Source organism: Candidatus Nitrososphaera gargensis Ga9.2 (assembly GCF_000303155.1).
Lineage (GTDB): Archaea > Thermoproteota > Nitrososphaeria > Nitrososphaerales > Nitrososphaeraceae > Nitrososphaera > Nitrososphaera gargensis.
The window spans coordinates 1,536,259-1,561,579 of sequence record NC_018719.1 but is presented as its reverse complement, the minus strand read 5'-3'; the positions used below and the strand labels follow the sequence as shown (position 1 = coordinate 1,561,579).

The window sequence follows — 25,321 nt, the reverse complement described above, 5'->3', positions numbered from 1 at the left end:
GTACCTGGCAATTAGCCACCATCAATTATAACTGACCTGCTGTTTTTGATCTGTACCGAGTACACCGCGCCGTATTTCTGCTCCAGTCCCAGCCGCAGAAAAAGCAGCATATGAAAGTACGTAAATTCTGCATCGTATCTTCTCCCGTACCTTCCGCGCGTCGCCTTGCTGAGGTACTGCCACTTGATGTACACCCACTCATTCTGTATAACAAGCGATGCCAGAACATAGAGGAAGCGCAGTGCTGGACTCCTGGATGACGTCCTGGCCCTGCTCTTTCCCATCGCCCTGTATGACGATTCTATGCCAAATCTCCTCCGGTACTCGTCAAACATCCGCCCTACCGGGATATTGACAAGGCCTGCGGCATAGTACATGTACTGGACGCCGCGTTTCTTCCTGTACCTTTTCTTCCGGTATTTGGCAACGGCATACAGCCTGAATGTGCATTTCTCGCCGGTGGCAGAATCTGTCATTTCGCAGTCCGGTACGACGAAACTATCCCTTCTTTTCCGGGTCAGTCTGGATAACGTGCCGCCTTTCCTGCCTCTTGGAAAAGCGGCTATGATGTACGGGATACGCATGGAATTGAGGTAGCTCATTACAGCTGCTGTAAAGAACCCCTTGTCAAGGAACAGGCATTTTATCACGATGCTCGCCTTCTGTACCTCTGCAAGCAGGTACCTGACTACTCCAACCAGTGCTTCCCCCTCCCGGATGTACCTGGTGGCCAAGGTGAACCTCCTTCCATGGAGCATCACGTAGGCGCTGGCGTACGTGAAAAAGTGGGTCGTGCCGCTCCTGGCCCTGCCGCGTCTGACATCCCCCTCATTCTCAGGCTCGCCGTGGTAGGGAACGTCTGTCATGTCGATGGCTATGTCGACAGCTCGATTGTGCAGGGTCTCCGCCACCCTTTTCTGCAGCAGCCTGTTGGCGGCCGACTGAATCCACGAAATGTCAATCTTGGACACGTGGTACTGGACATCCCTCCTGGACGGGGTGCTGGCCAGAGTACAGCAGGCTTGTGTTATGGATGTCCCACCGGTACAGGCATAGACCACAGAATTTGCTATATCGACTACTGAATACCGCCTTTTTCTGAAATCGGCTGGCCTGAAGACTGGCAGCAGTACGTTTACTGCATTACCAAGTACTCTCTCATGTGTCAAAAAATGTTTGTCGGTAGGTTCTTGGGTAAATGTACCGCACTGGATTGGCAGGGTTCTCACAAACCATGCGTCTCTGGTGGCAGCTTTAGCTGTTGCCAGGGACGCCCTTCAACAATCGACTAAAAAGCTGCTCACAAACTCGTTATTGCCAAGTACTGATAATGTGTAGATGACGTAGTTCCGCCGCCGACCCCGACCCCAATTTTTCCTCTTTTTAATTTCAGGCCACATCATGATTGATGAACATGCCAAGAATAATTCCAAGATCCCTGCCTCAAGTATTCGTTTTTATGGCTAGGGCCCCCAAGCCGCTAAATCAAAGTCCAAAGTTCAGAGCAGAGCCGCTGGTAGCTGTCGTAAGCGGAGAGATACTTGACAGGTATGCAGTAGAGCAGGCGGCGGTTTATGTCGTTTTGGATAAGAACGATGGGGGTGGCAAAGCAAGATACATAGTCACTGAACCCACTTTGGACGAAGAAGAGCAGAGGGTTTACTCGCTCATAATGGAAGGCCTGTACTTCTCGCTAAAGCCTATTGCCAAGGCCGAAGACCCGCTGCAGTACATAGAGGGCTACATATGGGAAGTTGCAGAAAATCTAGGACTGGTTCAGCATTTAGAAAAGGCGTATCAAAAGTACAGATACTTTATCGCAAGAGATGCCATCGGATACGGACCAATAGACATACTGATGAAGGATAACGACGTAGAGGAGATATCATCAGAAGGCTATGACAAGCCTGTTGCAGTAATGCACCGGCGCTTCACAGAATACGACTGGATAGACACCAATGTCAGGTTTGCTAGCGAAGATAGCCTTCGTAAATATGTCCAGAGGTTGGCTCAGAAAACAGGCAAGAGCGTCACCGTAGCCGTACCTTTTGCCGACTCGATGACTTCTGATGGCCACAGGGTTGCAGTGACTTTTGCCGGCGAGGTCACGCTGCCAGGAAGCTCGTTTGACATCAGAAAATTCCCCAAAGAACCGCTGAGCATTGCCCATCTCATAAAATCAAACACAATGTCTGCTCTGATGGCAGCATACTATTGGCTTCTTGTTGAATCAAAGGGATTTGTTATGATTTTAGGTACGATGGGTTCTGGCAAGACCACGACACTCAACTCGCTGTCGACAATGATAAATCCTTCTTCAAAGATTGCCACGATAGAAGATACTCCTGAGCTGCGATTGCCGCATACCCACTGGCAGCGGTTCAAGACTAGGAGGACCTATTCTATTACAGAGTCTAGGTTTGATGTCGACTTGATGGATCTTGTGATCCTTTCTCTAAGGTACAGGCCGGATTACGTCATCCTTGGAGAAGTAAGGGGCGCAGAGATCAGGGCGCTGATACAGGCGGCAGCGATAGGACACTCTGCGCTGTGCACAATGCATGCAGAAAGCCCTGAGGCAGCTCTTGTCAGGATGAGCTCTCCTCCCATGGACGTAAGCCTTGGAGGCAGGATGCTGGTCTGGAACTTTCTCATGCTAAACAGGGTCAAAGACAGGCAGGGAGGAAAGGTCATCAGAAGAACAATATCTTCTACTGAGGTCATTCCGAGGGAGAACCTTGTGGAATTGAAACAGGTGTTTGCGTGGAATCCAAGGACAGACAGGTTCGTTCCCGATGGAGACAATGCCGCGAAACATCTGGTAGAAACAAGTTACAGGTTAAAGGAAATTGCAAAGCTCAGGGGCTGGACAGACGACGAACTGGTGGCTCAGCTGGAAGAGAGGCGCGTCCTGCTTGCAAGTCTTGTAGAAGAGGACAGGTTATCGTACTCTGATGTGTCTGAAGCTATCCAATCATACTACCATCGCAATAACGTTCGGACAGCATAGTCTAATGCAGCGATTCCTGTCGTTTCACTTTTCTTCCTTTTTACTGCTTGGCCGATACAATCCTGTATGGTCAAGGCAGATTCTAGAATTACCTACCTGATAATCATAGCGCTCTTGATAGCATGTTCGTACATTGGGCTGCACGTCTTTATCCAGTACTCTGCCTCAGGCTTTGTTTACACACAGATAGCCGGAATCATGCTTACGGGGATTGGCGTGGGAGGAGTACTGGTGTTGTTGACATACGCCATAGAATTATGGAAAAAGCCAGAGTATCTGGAATTGAGGCTTTCGTGGCAGCCAAATCCTATTCTGGTATCTTACATAGCGTCAGCTGTTGTCCTTTATTTTGGCATAGGAGTGGTGTTGTCTGCACTGACTCCCGTAAATGAAAACTATACAGATACACTTGGTCCTGTTCTGATTGGAATCGGTATTACCTCACTGACGATAACTGCAATTTTCCATTACCGGAGCGCTGCCAAAGCCAGAGGCTCTGGAAAGGGATCAGGTAAAGAAGTCACAGTAAAGCCGTTTGAGAATGACCTTGGACTGAGGGTGGTCTCCAGAAACAACATACTATCGGCTATCGCAAGAACTATGAGCACACGCCTGCTGACACCAGAAGTCATCAAGTCCGGGATGCTGGCAAACCCGCAGGTCCTATCAAGCAAGTATGTGTTCTTCTCCTTGCTTGCTCTTGTCGCAAGTGTCCCGCTGACAGCCTTTGCCCTTATTTCTTTGCAACAGTATGATGCTCCTCTATTTCCGGCCTTTTTGTTTCTGCTTGCTCCATTGGCGATGCTAGTGATGCCTTACCTGAAACTAAAAAGCATGGCTGGAGACAGAAAGCGCGGCATAGAAGACGAGCTGCCGTTTTTTTGCACATATGCATCAGTGATGCAGAGCGTAGGTCTATCGCTTTACAACAGTTTTGAAAACATTGCCTCCAGAAACGTCTTTGCAAATCTTGAGAAAGAAGCGCTGATGATACAGAGGAATGTGCAGTTCTTTTTCAAGAACCAGGTAGAGGCCCTGGAGCAGGCGGGGAGGGTACATCCAAATGAAAAGTTCAGGGGCCTGCTTCTTGGATATACAAGCGAATGGAGAAGTGGCGGAGATACGGTGCATTACTTGGACGCAAAATCAAAGGAGCTTCTGAACGACATGCGTTTCAGGTGGCAGCGCTACACTGCAATGGTTTCTGACATAGGTGAAGTCATGGTAAGCCTGTTCTTCATAATGCCGGTACTCATACTTACAACAGCATTCGTGTTTCCATTGCAAACCACGGTCATTACAGGAGCAGTTGTGGCAGTGCTGATTCCCCTGCTTACCACAGTCGTTTTTATGATGATAAGCAACATGCAACCAAAGACCTATGATCTAATCGAGGGCAAAACTACTTTCAGTGTAGTAGCTGCGATAGCAAGTTTTGTAGTAGCATATTTCCTTTCCCATTCAACGGTCTGGATAGCTCTTGCAACATCCATCATATCCACAGGCGTGTTTTACGGCACCTCGGTCATAGCACAGAGAAGGGAAATAGCGCTCGTCGAAAAGGCATTGCCGCAATTCCTGAGGGATATTACAGAGTACAAAAAGATGGGCTACGACATAAACAAATCTGTCTTCAAAATTGCCGAAGAAAATTCGTACAATACAACATTTGACGCACTGCTCAAAAACACAGCAAAGCAGATGCGGATGGGCCTGAGGTTGAGCGACGCAGAAATCAAAGTGAGGAGCTGGCTTGGCCGGCTGACGTTCTTTCTTTTGGGTGAAATAGTCAATAGCGGAGGAGGTACAGCATCTGCACTTGAGACTCTAACCAACTTTGTGAGCAATGTGAATCAGATAAAGAAAGAAGCCAAGAGTACGATGCAGCTGTACGAAGTTCTCACTTACCTTACACCGATAGGTCTGGCATTTACCGTGGCGCTTATGGCAAGTTTGATGACTGCCTTTAGCTCTACTGTGGCATCAGCTTCGGAAGTCGGAATCTTGAAACAGATATCGTCAGTCCCGGACGAATTGATCCAGACAACAAACATGATGATTGTGGCGGCATCTGCAAGCATGGCTTTTGTGGCTGGAAAAGCAATCGACCTGACTTCAAAGAATACCCTCAGAATAGCCGTGACCGCGGCAATTGCAGCTATATCGATTTCCCTGTCAACAGAGTTTGTTTCAGGCATAATTCGAATGGTGACAGGATAGGCTGCACAGGATGAAGTTGTGTAGATTACGACCTTTTCTTTTCATTTGGAATGAATAGTCGCCCAATTCCCGAGCCTGCAATAATTCAGCCTTTTAAGAACACAGGTCAGCTTTCTGATGAATACTAGTGTTGTTGGATCCAGCACAGGCAATCCTCGCATTCCTGATGGTCGTTGTTACTGCTGCCAGTGGCATCGTTGTTGACAGCAATAGTGCCGACAGTACTTCACAATCTGACTCCTCGCCACCAGTGCCGATAGCACCGGACCCTGTGTCGATCATGGCAGATGCCTTCGGGCAGATGTTTGGTCTGACAGTAAAGGCGTTCACAGACGGCCTAGCTGGAGCTTTTGGCTGGATCCTTGACAGCGTCGGTGGCGAACAGGGCGTCTATTATTTTCTTGTGAAACTGCCTGTAGCTGACCCATCAGTTAACAACGGCGGCGTCGAGACTGCGATACTTGAGGTATATCCTTTGATCCAGAACGTTGCCCTTTTCTTCTTTGTGTTTGTGCTTTTGATGGCAGGCCTGAGCTATGCTGTAGAGAACTTTGGAATATTGAAGGAAGGAACTGCATCGCATATCCTTTCCAGCAGCCTGTTTACGCTGGTTGTGCTTTTCCTGATTCTCCCAATCTACAATACAACTGCCACTATGTTCAACGTGATAACCGACCCGTCTTCTGGGATGATACTGAAGAATGGGGAGATAACAGGGCTTTTGAAGGCAGCAATTAGCCCCGAGTTTGTCAACGTTCCTCAGGGCATTGTGCAGACGATATTATCTGTGTTTGTCTTCATACTTGTTCTTGTAGAGCTGCTTGCCGTGGCGATTCTTGGAACCCTCCGGATATTCTTTGTAGGCGCCATCCTGGTCATGATGCCTCTGATTCTGATTTTGAGGCTGATTCCCCTTACCAAAGGCGTAGCGGACTCGCTGATAGAGATGGAGGTAGGTCTGATACTTGCAAGCCTTATAGCGGCGATATTCCTAAAGTTCGGCTATGAAGTCGCAACGGAGTGGGGTGGTCTGCTATCCGTCCTTGCAGCATTTGGAACTCTGGTTGCAACCGCTCTGATGCCAACCGTTCTTGCACCCAAAGTTGGCAGTGTGTTTTCAAGCACCGTCAGCATGGTCACAACTGCTGGAACTGGAGCTGCGGTTATCGGTGCGATGGCAGGAGGAGGTGCTTTAGCTGCCGGTACGTCGGTTATGCAGACTGCGGGCGGCTTTGGCAAGGTGTTTGGCCCATCCACCAAATTTGCTGGCGGAAGCACTTTTGCAGACATTGGCAACAGGGTTGTAGGATTCACAGACGGTCTGAGGATAATGGCTCCTGCCATGACCCTTGGTGGAACAAAGGGCTATGGTAAAGGTCTGCTGGAAGCTACCAAAGGCATTAGCATAGGTCCAAATGCGTTGCCGGACAAGATCCAGGTTTCAAGACAGTCGATGCAGGGTCTCGATTCCATCAGAAGCAGCGCTCCATACAAAACAGCTTTGCTGCATATGCAGGGCACGATATCTGATATGGCGTTCAAGCCAATAGAAGGAGAAAGTGCAAAGCATGGGTGGCAATACATTAACGACATCATGGATTTAGACGATAAACAACTATCTGACATACTGGCTAGGTCGTTAGGACAACCTTCACTCTCTACAAAACCAGAAGAGACTGCAGAAAAGTTCAGAAATGACCTGAATCTGATGAAACAGAATCCAATACTTGCAAGCAGGATATCATTAAACCTAAGGAAAGTTGAGGAGAAAGGACAATTACCAAAACACACGATATCGAATCTACTTGGATTAAGACAAGAATTCCCATCTAAGCTCAGGAATAGTGTGGAGACACTACGACAAGAGAAGAGATTGAAAGAACGAAAAATGAATTACTCTGATACAATAGTTTCCTTGTCGAGCCTGTTCCCAGATTCCTAGCAGTTATATGACTCGGTTCATTCTGAGAACTGCTCACGAGTTATACTTTTGAATGGAATTACTTTTCTTCCAGTAAGTTCCAGATTGATTATCTGCATTTCTTCTCCGATCTCTGCACACCTCTGTTTATCTCCGCGTTTCTTTGCGTTCAGATATTCATGCTTCAGTTTGAAGAGCCGATCATCCAAAGCAAATGATTCTTGTTTGAATGCATGCCATTCTTCATTTGTCATGCTATCGAGTCTTTTGGTACCTTGCCAGATATGCTCATCAGGAAACTTCCTCCAGCCTTCAATCTTTTTCCACGAAAGTGTTTTTGAATTTACATCTACAACTACGTCATTTACGTTCTGTCTGTCGTCCTGTAAAGATTCTATTCTATTTTCTCTGCCTTCAGTTGTAGATTTCGAATAGACCGAATTTGCGCCAGATAACATGGAAGTATTGCATATGTTTCGGAAATCTTCAATCCAGTCTTCACACTTCTCTCCATCCATAATCTTATATCTGTCCGTGAATATTCCGGTACTGTCATCGTTCATGTATGAAACGGTGAATTCGTGTTTCTTGACTGGAACTACAGATTGGATAGAGTGTAAAACAATAAGCCGTTGCACCATACCATTTTCCGTTTCAAACATCATTCTTATGTTTGTGAGATAGAGCGTACCCTTTCCGAACTTCTTTTCGTCGCTGAATAGCTCGGCACCATCTTTCCTGATGAGTTGTTCTCCATTTTGCAGTATTATCATTTGTCAATAATCACTCCTTGAAGAATCCGCTTCCTCCGGTCTCTTCGATCTGTTTAACCAGTTGCTGATAACGTTCTTTGTCTTTTTTCCCGATGCATTCAAGGTGTTCTTTCATTACAGCCCTGAAGACCTCGTCCTCCGGCACGCTCCATCTGCCTCTCTGCTTCTTTATCATATCCATCTTTACGTCAAGCATGATACTCTCGATTACTGAAATGGTCTCAGAAGATAGCCTCAGGCTCCACGTTCTCTTGTCTTTACCGACCATATATCTATATGTAATTATCATCTATAAATCTTTATTGTATGTCGCAGTCTTGGGTGCGTACAGATGCCATCTGAAAACCCATTGTCGGTCATAACTACGGCACTTAACGAAGCGTGTCAAGTCTTGGTCGGGAATCTCTTACCTTGAAAGCTACCTTGCAACCCGGGTTTCCAGACGACCTGGTTACAAAGTAAGGTTTATCTAAGATGTTGTTCCAGAACAACACGTCGATAACATGGCAACCACCGATCTTAAGGTTCCTGTTCTGGAGGGCAAGGATGCCGAAGAGTTTCTGAAATACATGTCCAGGCCTCTTTCTAGCAAAGAGAAGGAATCTTTAAGAGATGCTCACCAGTTCTACAAAAAGCACTGCAGGACTTGATCAATCCAGACGACCTTGATTTTTCCCATTTTACGCCTAAAGACGATTTCTCAAACAATGACTTCACCGAAGATGATGGGTCCGATCCTCTTGGAGTAGACGAATTCATACGCAAGAAAGCCAGACTCTATGAAGACAGCAACTTAAGCAGAGTTTACACTGTCCGATACGATGGCAAGGTCGTCGCCTTCTGTGCAGTATCCATGTCTGCAATAGAAGTGAAGAAACTTGCTGACGGTCACGCAGTCGAAGGTGCGACTACAAAATACTATCCCGCTATGCTACTGGGTCAAATGGGCGTAGACAAGAAGTATCGTAACAAAAGAATCGGGCTATCGATATGCAAATACTGCCTAGGGCTTGCAATAGAAGTGGGCCAGAAGGTCGGGTGTGCGGTACTCTGTCTTGAAACAAACAGGGAAAAGGCAGGATACTACAAAAAGTGGGGATTCGTTCATGCGGGACGGGAAAGCACAGGCAGCAAGGTCTGGATGTATGTAAGAACCGCTCAGGCACAGTGAACCACCAAGCCCTGAAGGCCACCGGCTTCCTGGAGAGGTTGCCCCCGTTTCTCCGGTCATAGTTCTGTCGCGTACTCGAGTGCGTATGTCGCTAACATCACCATAATGGTGATGTTGTATGCATACGAACTTGAAAGTTGTTCGTTATGCTTTTTCCTCCTCGAACCTAGCCTCCCTGAGCAGTTGCTTTGTTGTTCTGCCTGCAAAGAGCTTCTTCAGGGAGCCTTTCTCTGTCAGAGGATCTAGAATGGACTTTATCAGAACTCCTTCCTTGGTGTCAACAAGGAGCGCCTTGCCCTCGATGTGATGTTTCTCTCTGAACGCTTTTGGTATCATGACACAACCTTTCCTAGTGACCTCCACAAACACCTCATTCATGGTCATGAATGACAAATGGCTGCGCCTGTAAATAACCGCATTGTTGAAGCCGTGTTTGTCGCCTGTGATTTTGCATTACAGAACAACGAAACACCGGAATCTTGACGACGAAAAACTTTTTCCACATCCTCGACAGGTCGATACTAACCTAGATGAACGGTGTCTACGTCCTCCTGATGCATATTGGCAGGCCTGTTACCGCAAGAACCGGTTCCCTCGGTAGACTGCGCTTTGAGAAAGGCGTCTACGCCTATGTCGGTTCAGCCCTCAATGGCCTTGAGCCAAGGATATCCAGACACCTGTCAAAAAGGAAGGAGAACATGCATTGGCATATAGACTATCTGACAAGCTCTCCTTACGCCTCTATAGAATATGCGATAATGGGAGAGACGAGTAAGAGAGTCGAATGTAAAGTCAGCAAAGCGATTGCATCTAAGACATTCTCCAATAGGGTTCCGGCTTTTGGCTCAAGCGACTGTAACTGCAACTCACATCTCTATAGGATTGATATGTCAATTGATGAGTCGTTACAAGAGATGAAAGAGATATTCTCTGTGTTGGGATTATCTCCTATCACGTTGCATGTCTGATACGGATTTCTGCGTTTTAAGTCCTCGCAGTTTATGCTGCTGTATACATGCCTGAAGTAATAAGGTCGCTATGGTTTGAAGAGATAGGCTTCCTTCATGAAAAGTTCTTTGACACGCCCATCGGCAAATTGACTGTAAGGCAGGTTGCCATAGTCTTTGTGTTTGGCATCTCTGCATGGGCGGCCTTTAACAGCGTAGGTGATGACATGCTAAAGGTTGCCGTAACAAGCCTTCTTGTAATACTTGGTCTCGCATTTGCATTTCAGAGAATAAAGACACTGACGCCCGAGCAATCCATGGTGTTTGCGCTATTTGCTCCGAAAACCGGTGCAGGAGGTACTGGACGAACTAAAAAGAACAAGATTCCTATTTTGACGCTGCCTGTCAATTCAGTGCATGGAGGTTCAGAAACCATTGACATTTCTATGCTGGATGCCGGCGACGATGTCCATGATGCTCAGATGCAGAAGCTGGTGGTTCTTGTCAGGGACCCACAAACAGGTAGTCCACTGCCCAACAGGGGGTGCGAGATACTGGTTGAGGGCAAGAGTATAGGAAGAAGGCTGACAGACGAGGAGGGATTTCTGACCATTCCTCTTGTACCAAAACTAGGCATTAACACAATCGAAGTAAAACCTGATGGTTATGCCGCAATTGTAAAGAACGTAACCGTCGACGTGCATATGCGACAGCAGGCAGAACGACCGCATTCGGCGACCAAGACTGCACAGGGGGCGCGGAATTGAACATCCCTGCAGCAGGCTTTCTGGCTGAATTATCGAGTAAAGACCGTCTCAAATACATCTATGAAGTACAGCCGCTGAACTTTGTGATGCTGCCAAATTCAAAGCAGCAGGAACTTATCGAGAGGTTCAGACAGTTTCTCAATTCACTGAATAGCGGAATCCGACTTGTAGCCAAGAGGAGCAGCAAGGGAATTCCTATCGGCGACGATTTCTATGATATGCAGTTCTACCGGTATTTTGTTGAAAGTGAGGAAAACATCGACGACAGGCTGTCAAGTTTTGGCCTGCTATACAACAGAATTTCGGAAATTCCATCGTATACAACAATCATCAGAAAGATGAGTGACAGGATGATACTCCCTGAAGGAAAGATGGTCAGGACATTTACCCTGTACAAGCTGTCGAGCACTCTTGTTGAAGGCTTTGTTAGCGAGACTTATGGGATCGCCGATGAGGTATCGATAGTAATTGTCCCAATAATGCAGGAGCAGGCTACAGCAAAGATGAACAAATATGCAAAGTTCCTCAGCGGAATGATCCTTGCAGACCAGCAAAAACGCAGGACATCACCCTACGAACTTGTCCAGAGGTATACGATGGCACATCAGACTCTGGAGCTTCTAACAAACGGCCAGACAAGATTGTTTAAGATAATGGTGAATTTCGTTGTTGGCGGAAAAGATAGGAAGGACCTGAACAGGAATGTGAAACTGCTAAAAAATACGCTACAGGCCAGGCTGCTCTACATTGACAGCCCAAGGTTTGTTCAAGGGCATTTGCTTGCAGGGAACCTGGGAAAGAGGCTTGTTGTAGATACAACTACTGCTGCAACACTCTTTCCATTCGTATCCGCCGACATAGTCGAACTGCCAGATGGCGTATTCATAGGGGCAAACAAGCTCACTGGTGCTCCAGTCATTTACGACGTGTTTATGCACGACAACTACAACATATCGACTCTTGGCACAAGCGGCAGCGGCAAGTCGTTTTCAACGAAGATAATTGTGAGTAGGATGCTGCAGAGAAATCCAGATGCTGCCCTCTTTGTCTTTGACCCAGAAAACGAATACATGAAAGTTGGAAAAGTACTGGAAGCTAATGTTGTTGAATTTGATCCGCATTCGGATATGGGTCTAGACCCGCTGAAAATCTATTCCCCGATAGACGCTTCAGAGATAATCGCATCCATAACCAGCCTGCCGCAAGACTACCATGCGACGCTTCGAACCATCGCAAATAAGGCAGACAACATAGAGGCACTCTACAACAACTCTCCCGAGGAAATGCGGGGCTACCTGAAAGATCTTGTTGGTGATGGCACATTGGCTCACGTCTTTAGAGGCAAGCCGGTAGAATTCACAAACCGGATGGTATTTTCCATGAAAGACATTGAGAGCAGCATCGAAAAGAACCTACTTTCCTTGCTGCTCTTCGGAAAGGTATGGAACATGATAAACGACGAATCACATCTGCCAAGAGCAGTGCAGAAGGTAGTCGTTGTGGATGAAGCATGGCTGTATCTGGCGATTCCTGCGGCAGCCAGATTTCTGGAGAGGACTGCAAGGCTTGGAAGAAAGAGAAATGTCTGCTTCATAATCAACACACAGAGGGCAGCTGATGTCCTGGGAGAGTCTGACGAAAAGCCGGGACTTGGAAGATCGATAATTGAAAACAGCGCGACCAAGATCCTGCTCAGGCAAGACGAGTTGTCTGCCGATGTAGTTGCAAGGGCCTTTGGCCTGTCTGAACGAGAAAGGGAGCATCTTGTGGAGCTGGAGTCGGGAAACGGATTTCTGATAGCGCAGAACGTGCACGTGCCAATCAAGTTCGTAGCTTCTGAGGAGGAAGAGCAGATATTTACGACAAAACCCTCTGACCAAGTGTGAGCCTTCGTCAGGTTTTGTCAAAATAATAGGCCGTCAATGAGCTTCGGAGGAACTTGGTTCTACAGTGACAGTCGTCTACGGAAGACTGCAGAAGTCATCACGGTGGCTGCATTATGTTTACAATACTTTTCTTGATTGTTGCAAACTCTTCAGTGCTTTACAAGAACATTCCTTGACCACGGCCCCCTTTCTTGAAGATGCCCATTGCAGCAACGGGATGATTGCACGATGTAAATCAATGCCGTCCTTGGTAAGGCCATACTCTACTCTTGGAGGAGTCTCGTTAAATGCTTGCCGAACAACCAACTCATTTTCCCGCAGGTCGTCCAGCGTGTTGGTGAGCGTCTTTGACGTTATCCCTCTCAATTCGCTCTTTAGTTCACTAAACCTGATTCGTTTGTGGTTGCCTATCTCGTTTATTATCAAAAGAGCCCACTTTTTGCTTACTATGTCAATGACTCCTTGCAGTGGGCAAAACAATGCTGCTCCATTGCTTTCCTTGGGCATATCTAGTATCTCCGGATATACTCCATGTTTTAAATAGTTTCTTTTGGATACTAATGGTGTAATGGTTGACAAGACCAACAAACCTCAATTATTGTCAGCTGTTCTGAGGCGACCGTTCTACGCGTTGCTGTCTGCTGTTGTCGCCGCCGGACTGGGGCTGCTGTACTATTACCTGACAGTATCCGCGGTTCCTGTCTCCAGTGCGTTGGAGATGCTGGGGCCACTGTATGTTACGACGTCGATAGCATTAACCTTTGCCGCTGCTGCATTGGCAGGAATCAACATATCTCTTGCAATATTCAGGATAAAAAATGCAAAATTGATTGCCATAAGGCGGAGCGGTTCTTCAGCAGCGTTTGGCAGCACGTTGATGGCCTTTGCGCCAGGATGTCCAGCCTGCACCACACCTCTGCTAGCAGTCCTTGGAACCGCAGGAGGCCTCACATTGTTTCCGCTACAGGGTCTGGAATTCAAGATGATATCAGTTGCGGCCCTGACGCTTTCAACTTATTGGATGGCAAAAATGCCGCCGCATCAAAATGTCTGTGGCGTGGGCGATAAGGTAGCCGGTGATTGACCTTGGCCTCAAATGCGATCGTCGCATCTATTGGAATTGCAATAGGCATAGCAATAGGTGTAGGAGCTGGCCTTGCGATTTTAGCAAGCGTTGCCCCGGGTCTTGAAAAACAAGTCCAAGAGCAAAACTCGAGGATAACTGCGCTGGAGTCAGAATTACAGCTTGCAAATGAAAAGAACGCGGCCTTAGAGAACGGACTGGACCGGGGCCGGAGCATGCAGTCAATGAATTCCGCCGCCTCTGTCACCGTGCCACCCGTCATGGGATTCTACAGCGGGCAAGAGATCTTGTTCATACACACTGAAGCGTCCGATCAGAGCGTCGCCTCGATGCTAACTATGATGATGGGCTCCCCCGTAATCTTTGTCCCAAGCCTCAAAGATGTCCCTCTGTCGTCTCTTGGTGAGGTGTATGTATTTACAAACGGCGTTGCAGGAAACGGGCCATTCGGATTCCAGCCGGACGTGTTCAGCTCAGTGCCCACAGACAGGGATTATACTCCTCTTCGGACAGTTAAGCTCGTTAGCTGGAATGACCCATCAGCTGCAAGGGAACTCCACTCTGTTGAAGAGGTAAAGGATGCAGAGGCCAAAGGTGAGATGACCGTATCAAACCCCGGAGTAGTGGTCAATATGCCTATAGTCAAGTGGCAAGGGGGCCGGAGGTAACTCGCATCTTTTTCCCTCGCAATCGGAAAAGCGGTAGGGGTGGCTGTCAAACAGTGACCAGAGATGAATCCTGAGTAAAATGGACCTTGCAGGAGCATATAACATCTAGTTCGATCTCCTGCGATTCGCGTAAAACCCATCGTAACGGTTCTGTAAGTACAGCTGCGATCCCGCCTCCTGTAACAATATATTTCTTGGAATTGTTAGTGGATCTATCCATACATCCATTCTGCACTATCTGGAGTCATCGCAAGGGCCGCCGACGCTATTGGCTAATTCCTAGCTGGCATTTCAACCATTCAACTTTTTCTTTGAGCATTTGAGGATATTGTTTTATTGGTTGCCGGTCAAACACCAAACATGGAATTATTTGGAAAAAAGGTCGAATGCAAAGCGTGTGGAGCCAAATTCAAGTCTGAAGAGGAACTTATGGAGCACGGCAAGATGCACATGGGTGAGACGCACGACCACTCTGACCACGAGCATTTCGCCTGCAAGGCATGCGGCGTGACTTTTCACAGCGAAGTCGAGTTAAAGGAGCATGGGCAAAAACACCACATGTAACTTTATTTTTGTCCTTGGAAATATGCCATTATTGTTCAACGATTTTGGGATTCCATAATTTTTCACCTGCAATATATGTTATCTATTGTGACCGTCAGTCATGATGCAGCTTTTTGTGAGCCTGTTATGTACAGAATAGTAAGACCACAACAACAATCCAATTGAGATGAGGCGAAGAGGTATTTGATGCACTGACAGGAATGTTGAAGCAGCTGCACCTGCCCCTCCAAACGTCGTTACAAGAAGGAACCCAAAAGACGAGCAGCCTGCACATGCACTTGATACCACACCTGCTGTTGAGCCCGAAAACAAAGATGTTCCAAGTTTCAGCCTTGAATGTCTGAGCACATACACATTCATACTTACAACTATGCCAGCGGTTCCCGCCATAATGTTGGAAAGAGTAAAGTTAATTGTTGCATCTGATGGCAAATAGAATACCACCACAGGTGAGAAGAATAGCAATTGATCAAATGTGGCAAGAACGATCCAGAATGACCCTGCTATCGCGGCAGCCAGGGCTACATATGCCTTGTTTGAAAATACCATTCTAAAAGAGCGGGCTAGCACGACAACTGACATTTCCGACGACCTGACCTTTACCCCACCCTCTTGTCTATTGTTGCCTTGAATGTAGCAAATGGGTACGCTCCTGTAAGTACTTCAGGATTGGAGCCGTCGCCATTGATTATCAGGAAGGAAGGCGTTCCGCGCAAACCATAGTCCCGGGCAAAGTTAAAGTCACTCTCGACAAACCCTTTGTATTTCCCACCATCAAGACAGGAATCAAATTTCTCCCTATCCAAACCTATCTTTGATGCAAAGGCTTTCATGTTATTCGCATTTGCCCAACCGCTGTTCTCTGCTCCCTGATTGTTATACAGGGCGTCGTGGAACTCCCAGAACTTGCCCTGTTCATTTGCACATTGTGATGCCATGGCCGCTGTAACTGAGTCCGGGCCTATGACCGGAAAGTGTCGGAATACCATGTTTATCTTTCCTGTGTCTATATAGGCTTCCTTGATCTGCGGTTCTGTTACCCTGGCAAACCGTCCACAATTAGGGCATTGAAAATCGCCAAATTCTACCAGGGTGATTGGTGCCGAAGGGTTGCCTAATAGAGGGCTTCCTTCCCCCTTGATGTTTGAAGTTGAAAGTGCAGATTTATCAGTTGAAGTTGCGATGGATAATCCCTGCACTTCGCTATAACCTGTGGTTTGCTTGCTTTCGGAGGAATTTGAATACATAAAAACAACTGTCAACATGGCCAGAGCAGCCACGCCGCCAGCTGCAGCAATAATCACCTTTTTAGTGGCAGTATTTTGCGATCTCCTGTAGCTCAAATCCGCGTGGTAGTTTTCAGATTACTTCCTTTAAAGCAATACCTGCAACAAATAAAGAATATCTTGAATAATTTAAGCGACTTTGCAGGCAAGATGATAATGATAATATCAGGATCTAACAAAAAGATTTTGAATTGTTGTAGCATCCCTCAAATTGTAGATAACCCTTGGGCGTTCAAGAAATGGTGTAAGAAAAAATTCCGGTTCATATTTTTGGGTTTTTGTGTCTCCAATAATACATGGGTTCTGGCGAGTCGGACAGGCTCAATCGTCTTGGAATTACAGATTATTGTTATTGAAATCAGAGTCAAAAAAAGGTGGGAGGGAGGGTGGCTTTGGCTTTGGTCAGCCTGTTACAGTAACTGTTCCCCGCATCTGCGGGTGGATCATGCAGAAGTAGTTATACGTTCCAGCCTTGTCAAACTTTATCTGCTTTGATTCTCCGTGACCGAGTATCCCTGTGTCGAAAGTGTCGTTTGGTGCAGGCGCTACATTACCAGGGGCCGCGTCGGTTCCTGTAGCTGTATGGACGACAAAGTCGCTATTTGTGAAAGTCACGGTAGTGCCGGCCTTGACGGTCAGGCTCTGAGGTCCAAAATATGGCGCTGCCTGTCCAAGTATCGCTACTTGGTTTGGCGCGGTGGTAGTAGCTGTTGTTGCAGATGCAGCCTTTGAGCTCCCAGCTGAACCTGCATCTTCTTCCGTTACGAGCACTTTGAATCTGGCGCCTGCATGACCATACTGCACATCTGACACCGGGAGTGAGTTTGTATCTATATCAATGATGTAGAACCCGGTTGTAGGGAACACCACGGTCAATGCCATCTGGCCAGTGTGGCCATGGTAGGCACCGTTCATGGGCATCATCGGGCTCCCTGCAGGTGCAGATTTTGTCAGGATGAAGCTGCCTTGCCTCACTGTCATGAGGGCGTCGGGATGCATGATGTGCTTGCCGGTTGTCGCGTCTTTGACATCCAGTATCAGGGTTGTAGGCTGCCCTGCTATCACTGTCTCAGGGTTTGTTGACAGGCTGAGCTCTACCTTCTTACCCATGTCGGTGGATATCGTCTTGACGCCGCCGGGGCTCCCAACGTTTACGACAAAGTCATGCGACCGCGTACCAAAGAAGAAGGTCTGGTCAACCTCGGGGCTCTTCATCGGGTCACCCGACTTGAAGACGCGGGTCTGCGCTTCTTTTGGCACGTCCATGCCCATCATCTTGGGTCCAAGTGACGCCACCTGTACTTGCACCGTGTTCTTGCCAGGGTGCATGAATGCATAGCTGAAGCTCTCTATTCCCATGTGAGAATGCGAAGTGGATGTCTTGTAGACTTCTCTGCCGCTTGGGTCCTTTACTATGATTGCCCAGTCGACGTGTGACAATGGCGCACCAGAAGCGGTGTCGGTTATCTTGATGTTCATGTTCACCAGATCTACAGCGTGTACCTCCTTTGGCGTTAGTTCAAAAGAAACAGTAACACCGTCAAGGTCCACTTTCTGCGGTTCGTTTACAGGTGTTGCTGCAGGTGTGCCCTGGGCTGCTGCCTGCTGGATCTCCGGTGAGATAACACCTGTTTGTGTTATCCCAAACAAGGTCCCAGTCAGTAGCGCCCCGGACGCCACAACAGCCAGCAGCAATTTGCTGCCAAGTATGCCTGTGGAATTCATTGGAAACGGCTGCGACATGAAATTATGTATGCATTGCCTAGAATCATTCAGGAACACCCTTAACAGTTAAAGGTAAGGGGAGGCGTCCCCAGTTTTAGGAGTTTGAGGAGATCTTTAACAGTTTGACATCAACCTTATTACCGTTATTGGAGTCATCGGATACATGGCTCAGACCACCCCGACCTTGCAAATAGCAACGTTTGGTAACGATGGTCAGGAAGGAATAGCGTCAGGCATCCGAAACTTTCCGATACACAAATTGGCACTGTTATGCTATAGCACAGATAAGCAAAAGGCTGAAGAATTTGCGAAAAAGTTCGCAAATGTTCTGGGCATACGCGTGACTGTCAACGTTGTTGCAAGAGAAAACGTCGTCAGGGACACCATGGAGAGGGTGAGCGAAATCCTCGGTCGCGAAGGCAGGGAATTTCAGCAGGTATTGATGAATGTCAGTTGCGGTGACAAGTTGATGGGTTGTGCAGCCCTTTCTGCAGCGTTTGTCAACGGCATCAAGGCTTTTGGCATGGATGAAGCGGGGATGCCGATGCTCTTGCCTGTCCTCAAGCTGAGCTATCATGAAGTAATATCTGATGCCAAGCTCAAGATTCTGAGATCCATAAACGACCAGGGCGGTTCTATAGAGAGTCTTGAGCAGCTGGAACAGGCATCCGGGTATGGAAAGCCGCTGCTAAGCTACCATGTCATGGGTTCGAGGGAATCGAAGGGCCTGGTAGATTTAGGACTGCTAGAGGTTGAAAAGGGAGACAGGGGCAGAATATTGGCCAAGCTTACGACACTGGGCAAATTACTGGTGATAAGCGACTCCATCAGGAGTGCTCAACCATGATGGTGATTGTCCGATCACTCCAAATTAACAACGGAAATTTGACCTCCCTGGCGCAACTTTATCTGCCAAAGCCGATCTTGAACTGTTCAAATATCAAATTAAATAATTAAAATCCCTTTACATAGTCGTGACCGAATCGCCCAGTATGATGCATTTGAGTTACAATGCCAAAAGGTCACTATCAAGAGGTCTTGCTGTAAGCGGGATCACGATAGCGGCCTATCTTCTCATAGTGGTTGTGACAACCCCTAGTCTTCCTCCGCTTGCTGCAGTCAATACTGCTTTTGCAATAAACTCGCCTATCATCTTTGGCACGGCGGCAGGGACAGGGACACAGTCGTTCATCTCCAGCTATGGCAAAAGGATGGGCTGCCAACTAAATAAGAGAAAGCATATCGTCGGCGCCGGTTCGGGCAGCACTGCATTCAGCTCATTTCTTTCATTTTTTTCTCTTGTACCGCTTGGCTGCTGTGGAAGTTGGCTTTTCATACTTTCATTTCTTCCATCTATTTTTGGAAGCACCTTATCGGTTGTCCTGATCCAGTACTCTACACCACTTTCGTACATAGGTCTCTCGATTGTGCTTGGTTTTGCAGGCCTATCTGCATTCAAACTCAACAGGGAGTTAAGATTGCGAAAATATCTAGCACAGGGCAAAGACAGAGGTTCAAACCATGGCCGGTAGAACGGCAGGAATGAGCAAAAAGAAGGTTGTCGTTACCATCATGGCAACAGTATCTGCCGCCGTGGTTGTCGCCATCCTTGTGGGTGTAATGACGGGGAAAAATGTACTAAACCAAGGTTCTGACTATCAGGACAGGGCAAACGTCAATCCTCTGAGCGGAAAAGACACCACAAAACCACGATCCATTGTTCCACTTGATCAGATAGTCAGTGGCGGTCCACCCAGGGATGGGATTCCGTCTATCGACAAGCCCAGGTTCGTGTCAGTACCAGAAGCTGGCAAATTCCTGCAAGATTCTGACATTGTTCTTGGTCTTGACATCAACGGCGACATCAGGGCGTACCCGCTACAGATTCTAGTCTGGCACGAGATTGTAAATGACAAGGTCGGCGGTGTTCCCGTCGCTGTAACTTACTGTCCGCTGTGCTTTACAAATCAGGTTTTCAACCGTATGGTAGATGGTCAGACACTGGAGTTCGGGACGTCCGGCAAACTATACAACAACAATCTTGTGATGTATGACAGGGCAAGCGAATCACTATGGAGCCAAGCGCTTGGTGAGGGAATTGTGGGCAAGTATGCAGGTACAAAGCTCGAAAGAATCCCGTTCGATTTAGCGTACTGGAGAGAATGGAAGGGACTGTATCCTGACGCCAAAGTGCTATCTGCGGATACAGGATTTGGGAGACCCTACGGTGCGGATCCCTACGGCGATTATTACACGAGCCCGTCAATATACTTCCCCATTTCAAACCACGACAGCAGGCTCGGTCCCAAGGAGATAGTCATCGGGCTTGAGCACGACGGCGTGTACCGCGCTTACCAGCTGTCGAAGATAGAAGAAGAACATGTGATAAACGACGACCTTGCCGGCAGGCCTGTTCTGATAGCGTCACACTATCAGTTCATGACAAGGGTATTTGAGAGGACAGTAGACGACCAGGTTCTTGAATTTGAATACAAAGACGGCGTCATGACTGACAGGCAGACTGGAAGCGTATGGGGTTTTGATGGTGTTGCGACGGATGGAGAGATGACAGGCAAGAGATTACAACGGCTGCCGCTTGATCAAGGATTCTGGTTCGCGTGGGCGGCATTTCATCCCGGGACTGAGTTATACTAGGAATCAGATGGAAGATCAAATCTCCCGCCAGGGTTGCTCCAGAACGTGCCCTGCGCTACCTGCCTTTTGAGCCCGCCAAGCTTGTATATCGAGAACAGGACCATAGCTATCGAGATTCCGGTGAATACCGGGGAGTAGGACGTGAGAAACAGAGTTGGTCCAAGGGGCAAGAGTACTCCTATAAACGAAAAGCATGCAGGACACACACCTACCATGAACCCGACAACAGAGCCGGCAAACCCCGCCCTAGCCTTCTCCGGTCTGCAGTCAAAGCACTTGTTCTTCGCATACAGATATAATGAAATGAACATGCCAAACAGGACGGAGAAGGCCAAGTATGCTATAGAGCTTGGCGGCTTTTGGTAAAGATCGAGGAACCATATCTCAAATGCAAGTGGCGTATTTACCAGCTGCAAGACAGGCATGAGCAAGAAAATGCCTGCAGCTGCTAACGCTGCAACGGCTGGCTTGTCCTTTGTGGCTGCTACGAGTCTTATGTAGGCCATGTTATGTCACACGAGACGGGCAAGCACTTGCTTGACCTTTGAATACTCGAGTGGATTGAGGTCGACCCATGTGATTTTGCCGTCCTTGTCCAACACGTACTTGGTGTCAAGGTAGCGCACCTTGTACGCTGTGGCCATGCCGACTCCCTCTGCCACGTACCAGTCATCCCTACCATACTTGCCCTTCCAGTCGACGTACTGCTGGTCGCCCTCCCGCGGGTCAACAAAGACTATAAGCACATCGAAGGCGCTTCCTCCTGTCTCGTCGTCGTACTTGGCAAGGTTCTGCGCGCCTATCTGGCAGGGCGTACACCACGTCGTCGTAAAGAAAATGAACAACGGCTTTCCTGTAAACGTCCGTTTGGTGACCGTTCCCTTGACAGGATCTACCAAGGTGAAATCAGGAGCTGAATTTCCGACCTGCAAGCCTTGTGGAGACGTTTCTGAGGTAGCAGTAGTGAGGTTGGGGCCGGTTCCCCGCTGACCTGAAAAATTCAGCGAAGCTGCGACAGTGGCTATTACAGCTGCGGCGATTATGCTGCCAATAATTGCATATTTGTTTGCGCCAGCCGTCTAGCATCCCTCCGTCTTGCTTACCTTGCTTGACATCATGTATGTACCTGCAACCAACACTGCTATGGTCATAGGAGCCATGTACTGGCTGTACAGCGAGAGGGATGAAAATGCTGCCGAACCTATGGCAAGCGTGAGCGGCCCGGTGCCGCAGCAGGAGAAGCTTGTAAAGAACGCCGGAAGAAGACCGAGCAATCCTTTTGACTTGGAAAACCTGTTCATCCTGCATGCTCTTGTCATCCTTCTTGCGTAAAACATGAGGGAGATGTTGAGCCCTACCAAAAACGACGACGCAGCAAGGAACGCGATGGCTCCGTAGAATATGAAGAAAAACACGTTGCCAGCAATGATGGCCGATATGCCCAGTGACGTAAAACGGATGATCGGGTATGGGCCCGTGACCGAATGCAGACCTGGCACGTACGACACTACGCCAACCACCACCATATACAGAATGCCGTAAGCCAGCCCCGACACGATTAGAATCGCTGCATATCTTCTCTCAGAAAGCACATCGAGAATCGGCCAGAACCTTGAATGACGATTGACGCACTGCATGCCTCATTAATTACTGTAAATTGCATAGCATTTATACTATCAAGTTTATAGAAAGATAGTGGCTATGGCAAAGCATAGTGAAGGCGTGGTATGCCTCTGTCCTTTGGAGGGCGTGATCGACATCATCAGCAAAAAGTGGGCGCTTTTGATAATAAACGAGATAGGAAACCACAGGCGCATACGGTACAACGACCTGATGAAGGAGATAGAAGGGATTAGCCCCAAGACGCTTGCCGATACACTCAAGGAGCTGGCAAAGTACAACCTCGTCAAGAGGGAGGCGTTCAACGAGATACCTCCGAGGGTCGATTACACTTTGACAGAGGACGGTAAGGAGCTGAGGGAGGCAATAATACCTATCCTGCGATGGGCTCTGACGAAAAAAGGGACGGTGGTTGCGCACTGCTCGTGTACACTGATAGAAAGGGGCAAGAAGATAGAGGGCATCTAGCTATGCTGGAGCATAGCGGCTTTCCTTTCCGAAACTTAGCAGCTTAAATAACTTGTCAACGCAGCTAGGTCCATGTTCTGCTGCGCAGGGCTGTTCGGCGGATTTATTGCAGGAGCTGCGACCGGGATACTCTGGGTGCCTTTTGTGACTGCAGCCGCAGGAGCTGGGGGCGGGCTGCTGATTGACATCAAGATGTTTCGCGCGTTGAATAAAAAGAACGATAGTAAGGAATCTCATCTTGGCCGGATGTGCTGCGACGCGTTGAGATTGAGCAAGAAAAAAAGAAGCAACCTGCGGCCACTGAAGCTTCCGCAACAACTATGCACAAAGATAGTCACTATGTTGATATAAACGTGATAGCTTAAATCCTATCTATTCTATAGTATTGATGCAATGTGTGACTGTTGTTGCGGAAGCGGAATGAACGAGAAAGAGTCTGAAAAGAGGGCGGACGAGATACTGGAGGAAATCAAGCAGACACGCAAAAAGCCCAAGGTGGAATGATCGGTGTGTTTTTTCAGACCTCTATCATTTTTTAGTTCCAAGAGAAATTACATGAAGAAGAGCAAGAGAGAGAAAACCATGGAAAACAAATATGACCTGATAATCATTGGTGGAGGTGCCGCAGCATTCAGCGCCGCCATCAAGGCCAACGCGTATGGCGTCAAGACCGCCATGATTGAGCGTGGCAGGCTGGGTGGAACATGCGTCAACGTGGGCTGCGTTCCAAGCAAGAATCTTCTCGCGGCAGGTGAACACCTACAATCTGCAAGGAAACCTGCTCACCCCGCGATAAAGCCTTGCGACGCCGATTTTGACTTTACCCGAATTATTCATGATAAAGACAAACTTGTAGGCAATCTCCGAAAGCAAAAGTACAATGACGTTCTGGAATCCTTACAGTATGTCCAGCTCATTGAGGGAAGCGCGGCTTTTGTTTCCAAGAACCAGGTTAAGGTGGATGGTAAGGTCCTCTCTGGAAAGAAATTCATCATAGCGACCGGCTCTTCAGCTTTCGTGCCAAAATTCAAAGGCATAGAGGACATCGACTACCTCACAAACATAGAGGCGCTTTCACTCAAAGAAAAACCGTCATCAATGATAGTTGTGGGAGGAAGGGCTCTGGGTCTGGAGTTTGCCCAGATGTACTCCAGGTTTGGAACCAAGGTCACTCTTCTTCAGAGGAGCGACAGGATAATCCCTGAACACGAGCCAGAGGTCTCGGCAGCTTTGCACCGTTATCTTGCTGAAGAATGTATTGAGATAGTGACAGGAGTTAACGTCAAAGAGGCATGGCAGAAGAATGGCGGCAAATTCATTAGAGCATCTGTGGACGATAAAGACAGGGTTTTTGAAGCAGATCAGCTTTTGATGGCAACTGGAAGGAAGCCCAACACTGCTGACCTGCATCTTGAAAACGTGGGCGTTAAAGTCAGGCAGGACGGCGCAATAGTCGTCAATTCGGAGATGCGCACGTCTGCTCCTCACATATGGGCTGGCGGCGACGTGGTGGGAGAGCCGATGCTTGAAACTTTGGCTGCCAAGGAAGGCGCCACTGCAGCGGAGAATGCTCTTACCGGAAGCCACAAGAAAATAGATTTGCTGTCGGTTCCTTCTGCCATATTTACTTCCCCTCAGGTAGCATCAGTCGGGATGACTGAAAAGCAGATGATGCAAAGGTACGGCTACTGTTCCTGCAGAACCCTTGACATGGACAAAGTCCCAAAGGCCCTGACCGTGAACGACACCAAGGGGCTGATAAAAATGGTCGTTGACCCGAAGAAGAAAAACCGCATTGTAGGTGTTCACATCCTATCAAGCATAGCCGCGGACATGATTCACGAGGCAGTCCTAGCAGTGAAGTACAAACTCACAGTCGACGACATTATCGACACCGTGCACGTGTTCCCGACCATGAACGAGGCGATAAAGCTGGTAGCCACTTCGTTCAAGCAAGATGTGAGCAAGCTATCATGCTGCGCGGAGTGACCGCTTCTATTTTTAAATGAGGAGGGCAAGGAGCGTTGTGCAAACAATCAGTGTGATAGTATAAGATAGTTCTCGCTGCAAAAAGCGGACAGTCCTCACCTTTCGCGTTGTTAAATACGCATGCAGTGTGTTTTTTTGGTGAAATGTGATTGTTCATTGATGGAGCAGTAATAACTTCGAATCTATCCTCGGTTTCGACCCTTGTCATGTGGATAGTGATCTCCCTTGTCGCATCTCTAGCCCTGAGTCATAGACTCACATTTGTCAGGGGAGGCTCCGAGCAGGAACAGGCAAAGGGGCAGAGGATCATAGTTGGAGGAATATTGGGAGGTGTTGTAATGTACCTCGCACCCTACTTGGCCACATGGCTGACAGGCATCGACTATAGAAATCCTCCTGCCAATCTGCCACCCCAGCTGGTATCGATGGTAGGAAACCTCCTGACTATGATCCAGTACATAGGAGTCGCAGTGATAATTGGAGGGATAACGTGGGGAGCCATAGAACTTACCCGAAATAGACACATCCTGACAGGCGAAAGACGAAAGTAGATCAGGTTCTGGCAGA

The 25,321-nt window shown here is 48.0% G+C and carries 28 protein-coding genes; 17 read left to right on the top strand and 11 right to left on the bottom strand.

Translation table 11 applies throughout. The features are described from left to right. Nucleotides 1-11 precede the first annotated feature (11 nt). Entirely contained in the window at nucleotides 12-1,229 is a 1,218-nt protein-coding gene (locus NGAR_RS09350) for a hypothetical protein (protein WP_015017779.1), read from the bottom strand. Nucleotides 1,230-1,459: 230 nt separating this feature from the next. Here NGAR_RS09350 and NGAR_RS09345 point away from each other — a divergent pair, with 230 nt between their 5' ends. The 3 genes from NGAR_RS09345 to NGAR_RS17530 all read left to right on the top strand — a co-directional run bounded on the left by NGAR_RS09345 (nucleotide 1,460) and on the right by NGAR_RS17530 (nucleotide 7,172). Next, nucleotides 1,460-3,010 (top strand): type II/IV secretion system ATPase subunit, encoded by a 1,551-nt coding sequence (locus NGAR_RS09345; protein ID WP_015019461.1) that lies wholly within the window; start codon nucleotides 1,460-1,462, stop codon nucleotides 3,008-3,010. Between the two features lie 66 nt (nucleotides 3,011-3,076). Continuing rightward, nucleotides 3,077-5,230, top strand: a complete 2,154-nt coding sequence (gene upsF, locus NGAR_RS09340) for a membrane pilin protein UpsF (protein ID WP_015019460.1) — start codon at nucleotides 3,077-3,079, stop codon at nucleotides 5,228-5,230. Between the two features lie 133 nt (nucleotides 5,231-5,363). Next, entirely contained in the window at nucleotides 5,364-7,172 is a 1,809-nt protein-coding gene (locus NGAR_RS17530) for a hypothetical protein (RefSeq protein WP_015019459.1), read from the top strand. Between the two features lie 17 nt (nucleotides 7,173-7,189). On the opposite strand, the gene NGAR_RS09330 is transcribed toward NGAR_RS17530, so the two are convergent. Next, a complete protein-coding gene (locus NGAR_RS09330) occupies nucleotides 7,190-7,924 on the bottom strand; it encodes a hypothetical protein (protein ID WP_015019458.1) in 735 nt (244 codons plus the stop codon). A 10-nt stretch (nucleotides 7,925-7,934) separates the two neighbouring features. Next, on the bottom strand, nucleotides 7,935-8,192 hold the full coding sequence (locus NGAR_RS09325; protein ID WP_015019457.1) for a hypothetical protein: 258 nt from the start codon (nucleotides 8,190-8,192) through the stop codon (nucleotides 7,935-7,937). 378 nt (nucleotides 8,193-8,570) lie between these two features. Here NGAR_RS09325 and NGAR_RS09320 point away from each other — a divergent pair, with 378 nt between their 5' ends. Continuing rightward, a complete protein-coding gene (locus tag NGAR_RS09320) occupies nucleotides 8,571-9,095 on the top strand; it encodes a GNAT family N-acetyltransferase (RefSeq protein WP_015019456.1) in 525 nt (174 codons plus the stop codon). Between the two features lie 144 nt (nucleotides 9,096-9,239). Here NGAR_RS09320 and NGAR_RS09315 read toward each other — a convergent pair whose 3' ends face one another. Further along, the gene (locus NGAR_RS09315) at nucleotides 9,240-9,479 is read right to left on the bottom strand and encodes an AbrB/MazE/SpoVT family DNA-binding domain-containing protein (RefSeq protein ID WP_148681248.1); all 240 of its coding nucleotides are present in this window, start codon (nucleotides 9,477-9,479) and stop codon (nucleotides 9,240-9,242) included. 146 nt (nucleotides 9,480-9,625) lie between these two features. On the opposite strand from NGAR_RS09315, the gene NGAR_RS09310 reads away from it, so the two are divergent. The 3 genes from NGAR_RS09310 to NGAR_RS09300 are packed head-to-tail and all read left to right on the top strand — an operon-like array spanning nucleotide 9,626 to nucleotide 12,695. Then, on the top strand, nucleotides 9,626-10,063 hold the full coding sequence (locus tag NGAR_RS09310; protein ID WP_015019454.1) for a GIY-YIG nuclease family protein: 438 nt from the start codon (nucleotides 9,626-9,628) through the stop codon (nucleotides 10,061-10,063). A gap of 47 nt (nucleotides 10,064-10,110) precedes the next feature. Beyond that, nucleotides 10,111-10,809 (top strand): hypothetical protein, encoded by a 699-nt coding sequence (locus NGAR_RS09305; RefSeq protein WP_015019453.1) that lies wholly within the window; start codon nucleotides 10,111-10,113, stop codon nucleotides 10,807-10,809. Further along, nucleotides 10,806-12,695: a VirB4 family type IV secretion system protein gene (locus tag NGAR_RS09300; protein WP_148681247.1), complete on the top strand. Its 1,890-nt coding sequence runs from the start codon at nucleotides 10,806-10,808 to the stop codon at nucleotides 12,693-12,695. Before NGAR_RS09305 ends, NGAR_RS09300 begins: the two co-directional genes overlap by 4 nt. Nucleotides 12,696-12,812: 117 nt before the next feature. Here NGAR_RS09300 and NGAR_RS09295 read toward each other — a convergent pair whose 3' ends face one another. Beyond that, nucleotides 12,813-13,202, bottom strand: a complete 390-nt coding sequence (locus NGAR_RS09295; RefSeq protein ID WP_015019451.1) for a winged helix-turn-helix transcriptional regulator — start codon at nucleotides 13,200-13,202, stop codon at nucleotides 12,813-12,815. Nucleotides 13,203-13,263: 61 nt separating this feature from the next. Here NGAR_RS09295 and NGAR_RS09290 point away from each other — a divergent pair, with 61 nt between their 5' ends. From NGAR_RS09290 to NGAR_RS09280, 3 genes are all read left to right on the top strand, one after another. Next, nucleotides 13,264-13,779 carry a hypothetical protein gene (locus NGAR_RS09290; RefSeq protein ID WP_148681246.1) on the top strand — a complete coding sequence of 172 codons (516 nt, stop codon included), beginning with the start codon at nucleotides 13,264-13,266 and terminating at the stop codon, nucleotides 13,777-13,779. 2 nt (nucleotides 13,780-13,781) lie between these two features. Beyond that, nucleotides 13,782-14,447 carry a DUF7482 domain-containing protein gene (locus NGAR_RS09285; RefSeq protein WP_015019449.1) on the top strand — a complete coding sequence of 222 codons (666 nt, stop codon included), beginning with the start codon at nucleotides 13,782-13,784 and terminating at the stop codon, nucleotides 14,445-14,447. A gap of 360 nt (nucleotides 14,448-14,807) precedes the next feature. Then, entirely contained in the window at nucleotides 14,808-15,011 is a 204-nt protein-coding gene (locus NGAR_RS09280; protein WP_148681245.1) for a C2H2-type zinc finger protein, read from the top strand. Between the two features lie 78 nt (nucleotides 15,012-15,089). On the opposite strand, the gene NGAR_RS09275 is transcribed toward NGAR_RS09280, so the two are convergent. The 3 genes from NGAR_RS09275 to NGAR_RS09265 form a co-directional block, all read right to left on the bottom strand. Continuing rightward, complete coding sequence (locus NGAR_RS09275; RefSeq protein WP_148681244.1) at nucleotides 15,090-15,593, bottom strand: hypothetical protein; 504 nt, start codon at nucleotides 15,591-15,593, stop codon at nucleotides 15,090-15,092. 17 nt (nucleotides 15,594-15,610) lie between these two features. Next, nucleotides 15,611-16,354, bottom strand: a complete 744-nt coding sequence (locus tag NGAR_RS09270) for a DsbA family protein (protein ID WP_015019446.1) — start codon at nucleotides 16,352-16,354, stop codon at nucleotides 15,611-15,613. A gap of 345 nt (nucleotides 16,355-16,699) precedes the next feature. Further along, nucleotides 16,700-18,040 carry a cupredoxin domain-containing protein gene (locus NGAR_RS09265; protein ID WP_015019445.1) on the bottom strand — a complete coding sequence of 447 codons (1,341 nt, stop codon included), beginning with the start codon at nucleotides 18,038-18,040 and terminating at the stop codon, nucleotides 16,700-16,702. Between the two features lie 145 nt (nucleotides 18,041-18,185). Between NGAR_RS09265 and NGAR_RS09260 the strand changes: the two genes are divergently transcribed. From NGAR_RS09260 to NGAR_RS09250, 3 genes are all read left to right on the top strand, one after another. Continuing rightward, nucleotides 18,186-18,869 (top strand): PDDEXK family nuclease, encoded by a 684-nt coding sequence (locus tag NGAR_RS09260; protein WP_015019444.1) that lies wholly within the window; start codon nucleotides 18,186-18,188, stop codon nucleotides 18,867-18,869. Between the two features lie 154 nt (nucleotides 18,870-19,023). Beyond that, the gene (locus NGAR_RS09255; RefSeq protein ID WP_015019443.1) at nucleotides 19,024-19,554 is read left to right on the top strand and encodes a hypothetical protein; all 531 of its coding nucleotides are present in this window, start codon (nucleotides 19,024-19,026) and stop codon (nucleotides 19,552-19,554) included. Then, nucleotides 19,544-20,677, top strand: a complete 1,134-nt coding sequence (locus NGAR_RS09250; protein WP_148681243.1) for a DUF3179 domain-containing protein — start codon at nucleotides 19,544-19,546, stop codon at nucleotides 20,675-20,677. Before NGAR_RS09255 ends, NGAR_RS09250 begins: the two co-directional genes overlap by 11 nt. On the opposite strand, the gene NGAR_RS09245 is transcribed toward NGAR_RS09250, so the two are convergent. From NGAR_RS09245 to NGAR_RS09235, 3 genes are all read right to left on the bottom strand, one after another. Next, nucleotides 20,674-21,183 (bottom strand): hypothetical protein, encoded by a 510-nt coding sequence (locus NGAR_RS09245; protein ID WP_015019441.1) that lies wholly within the window; start codon nucleotides 21,181-21,183, stop codon nucleotides 20,674-20,676. The genes NGAR_RS09250 and NGAR_RS09245 overlap by 4 nt on opposite strands. A 6-nt stretch (nucleotides 21,184-21,189) precedes the next feature. After that, a complete protein-coding gene (locus NGAR_RS09240; protein WP_187147446.1) occupies nucleotides 21,190-21,609 on the bottom strand; it encodes a TlpA family protein disulfide reductase in 420 nt (139 codons plus the stop codon). 147 nt (nucleotides 21,610-21,756) lie between these two features. Then, nucleotides 21,757-22,314 carry a hypothetical protein gene (locus tag NGAR_RS09235; RefSeq protein ID WP_015019439.1) on the bottom strand — a complete coding sequence of 186 codons (558 nt, stop codon included), beginning with the start codon at nucleotides 22,312-22,314 and terminating at the stop codon, nucleotides 21,757-21,759. A gap of 64 nt (nucleotides 22,315-22,378) precedes the next feature. Here NGAR_RS09235 and NGAR_RS09230 point away from each other — a divergent pair, with 64 nt between their 5' ends. From NGAR_RS09230 to NGAR_RS09215, 4 genes are all read left to right on the top strand, one after another. Further along, nucleotides 22,379-22,765, top strand: coding sequence for a winged helix-turn-helix transcriptional regulator (locus tag NGAR_RS09230; RefSeq protein WP_148681241.1), 387 nt, complete (start codon nucleotides 22,379-22,381; stop codon nucleotides 22,763-22,765). Nucleotides 22,766-22,837: 72 nt separating this feature from the next. Continuing rightward, nucleotides 22,838-23,116: a hypothetical protein gene (locus NGAR_RS09225; protein ID WP_015019437.1), complete on the top strand. Its 279-nt coding sequence runs from the start codon at nucleotides 22,838-22,840 to the stop codon at nucleotides 23,114-23,116. Between the two features lie 231 nt (nucleotides 23,117-23,347). Then, nucleotides 23,348-24,754, top strand: coding sequence for a mercury(II) reductase (gene merA, locus NGAR_RS09220; protein ID WP_148681240.1), 1,407 nt, complete (start codon nucleotides 23,348-23,350; stop codon nucleotides 24,752-24,754). 149 nt (nucleotides 24,755-24,903) lie between these two features. Continuing rightward, complete coding sequence (locus tag NGAR_RS09215) at nucleotides 24,904-25,305, top strand: hypothetical protein (RefSeq protein WP_015019435.1); 402 nt, start codon at nucleotides 24,904-24,906, stop codon at nucleotides 25,303-25,305. Nucleotides 25,306-25,321 lie beyond the last annotated feature (16 nt).

Excerpts from the sequence above, each read along its gene's own strand:
- NGAR_RS09260 (WP_015019444.1), top strand. The coding sequence starts at position 18,186 with ATGGCTCAGACCACCCCGACCTTGCAAATAGCAACGTTTGGTAACGAT.
- NGAR_RS09275 (WP_148681244.1), bottom strand. The coding sequence starts at position 15,593 with ATGTCAGTTGTCGTGCTAGCCCGCTCTTTTAGAATGGTATTTTCAAAC.
- NGAR_RS09315 (WP_148681248.1), bottom strand. The coding sequence starts at position 9,479 with ATGACCATGAATGAGGTGTTTGTGGAGGTCACTAGGAAAGGTTGTGTC.
- merA (WP_148681240.1), top strand. The coding sequence starts at position 23,348 with ATGGAAAACAAATATGACCTGATAATCATTGGTGGAGGTGCCGCAGCA.
- NGAR_RS09305 (WP_015019453.1), top strand. The coding sequence starts at position 10,111 with ATGCCTGAAGTAATAAGGTCGCTATGGTTTGAAGAGATAGGCTTCCTT.
- NGAR_RS09265 (WP_015019445.1), bottom strand. The coding sequence starts at position 18,040 with ATGTCGCAGCCGTTTCCAATGAATTCCACAGGCATACTTGGCAGCAAA.
- NGAR_RS09295 (WP_015019451.1), bottom strand. The coding sequence starts at position 13,202 with ATGCCCAAGGAAAGCAATGGAGCAGCATTGTTTTGCCCACTGCAAGGA.
- NGAR_RS09230 (WP_148681241.1), top strand. The coding sequence starts at position 22,379 with ATGGCAAAGCATAGTGAAGGCGTGGTATGCCTCTGTCCTTTGGAGGGC.
- upsF (WP_015019460.1), top strand. The coding sequence starts at position 3,077 with ATGGTCAAGGCAGATTCTAGAATTACCTACCTGATAATCATAGCGCTC.
- NGAR_RS09245 (WP_015019441.1), bottom strand. The coding sequence starts at position 21,183 with ATGGCCTACATAAGACTCGTAGCAGCCACAAAGGACAAGCCAGCCGTT.
- NGAR_RS09225 (WP_015019437.1), top strand. The coding sequence starts at position 22,838 with ATGTTCTGCTGCGCAGGGCTGTTCGGCGGATTTATTGCAGGAGCTGCG.
- NGAR_RS09310 (WP_015019454.1), top strand. The coding sequence starts at position 9,626 with ATGAACGGTGTCTACGTCCTCCTGATGCATATTGGCAGGCCTGTTACC.
- NGAR_RS09330 (WP_015019458.1), bottom strand. The coding sequence starts at position 7,924 with ATGATAATACTGCAAAATGGAGAACAACTCATCAGGAAAGATGGTGCC.
- NGAR_RS09325 (WP_015019457.1), bottom strand. The coding sequence starts at position 8,192 with ATGGTCGGTAAAGACAAGAGAACGTGGAGCCTGAGGCTATCTTCTGAG.
- NGAR_RS09290 (WP_148681246.1), top strand. The coding sequence starts at position 13,264 with ATGGTTGACAAGACCAACAAACCTCAATTATTGTCAGCTGTTCTGAGG.
- NGAR_RS09345 (WP_015019461.1), top strand. The coding sequence starts at position 1,460 with ATGGCTAGGGCCCCCAAGCCGCTAAATCAAAGTCCAAAGTTCAGAGCA.
- NGAR_RS09280 (WP_148681245.1), top strand. The coding sequence starts at position 14,808 with ATGGAATTATTTGGAAAAAAGGTCGAATGCAAAGCGTGTGGAGCCAAA.
- NGAR_RS09250 (WP_148681243.1), top strand. The coding sequence starts at position 19,544 with ATGGCCGGTAGAACGGCAGGAATGAGCAAAAAGAAGGTTGTCGTTACC.
- NGAR_RS09235 (WP_015019439.1), bottom strand. The coding sequence starts at position 22,314 with ATGCAGTGCGTCAATCGTCATTCAAGGTTCTGGCCGATTCTCGATGTG.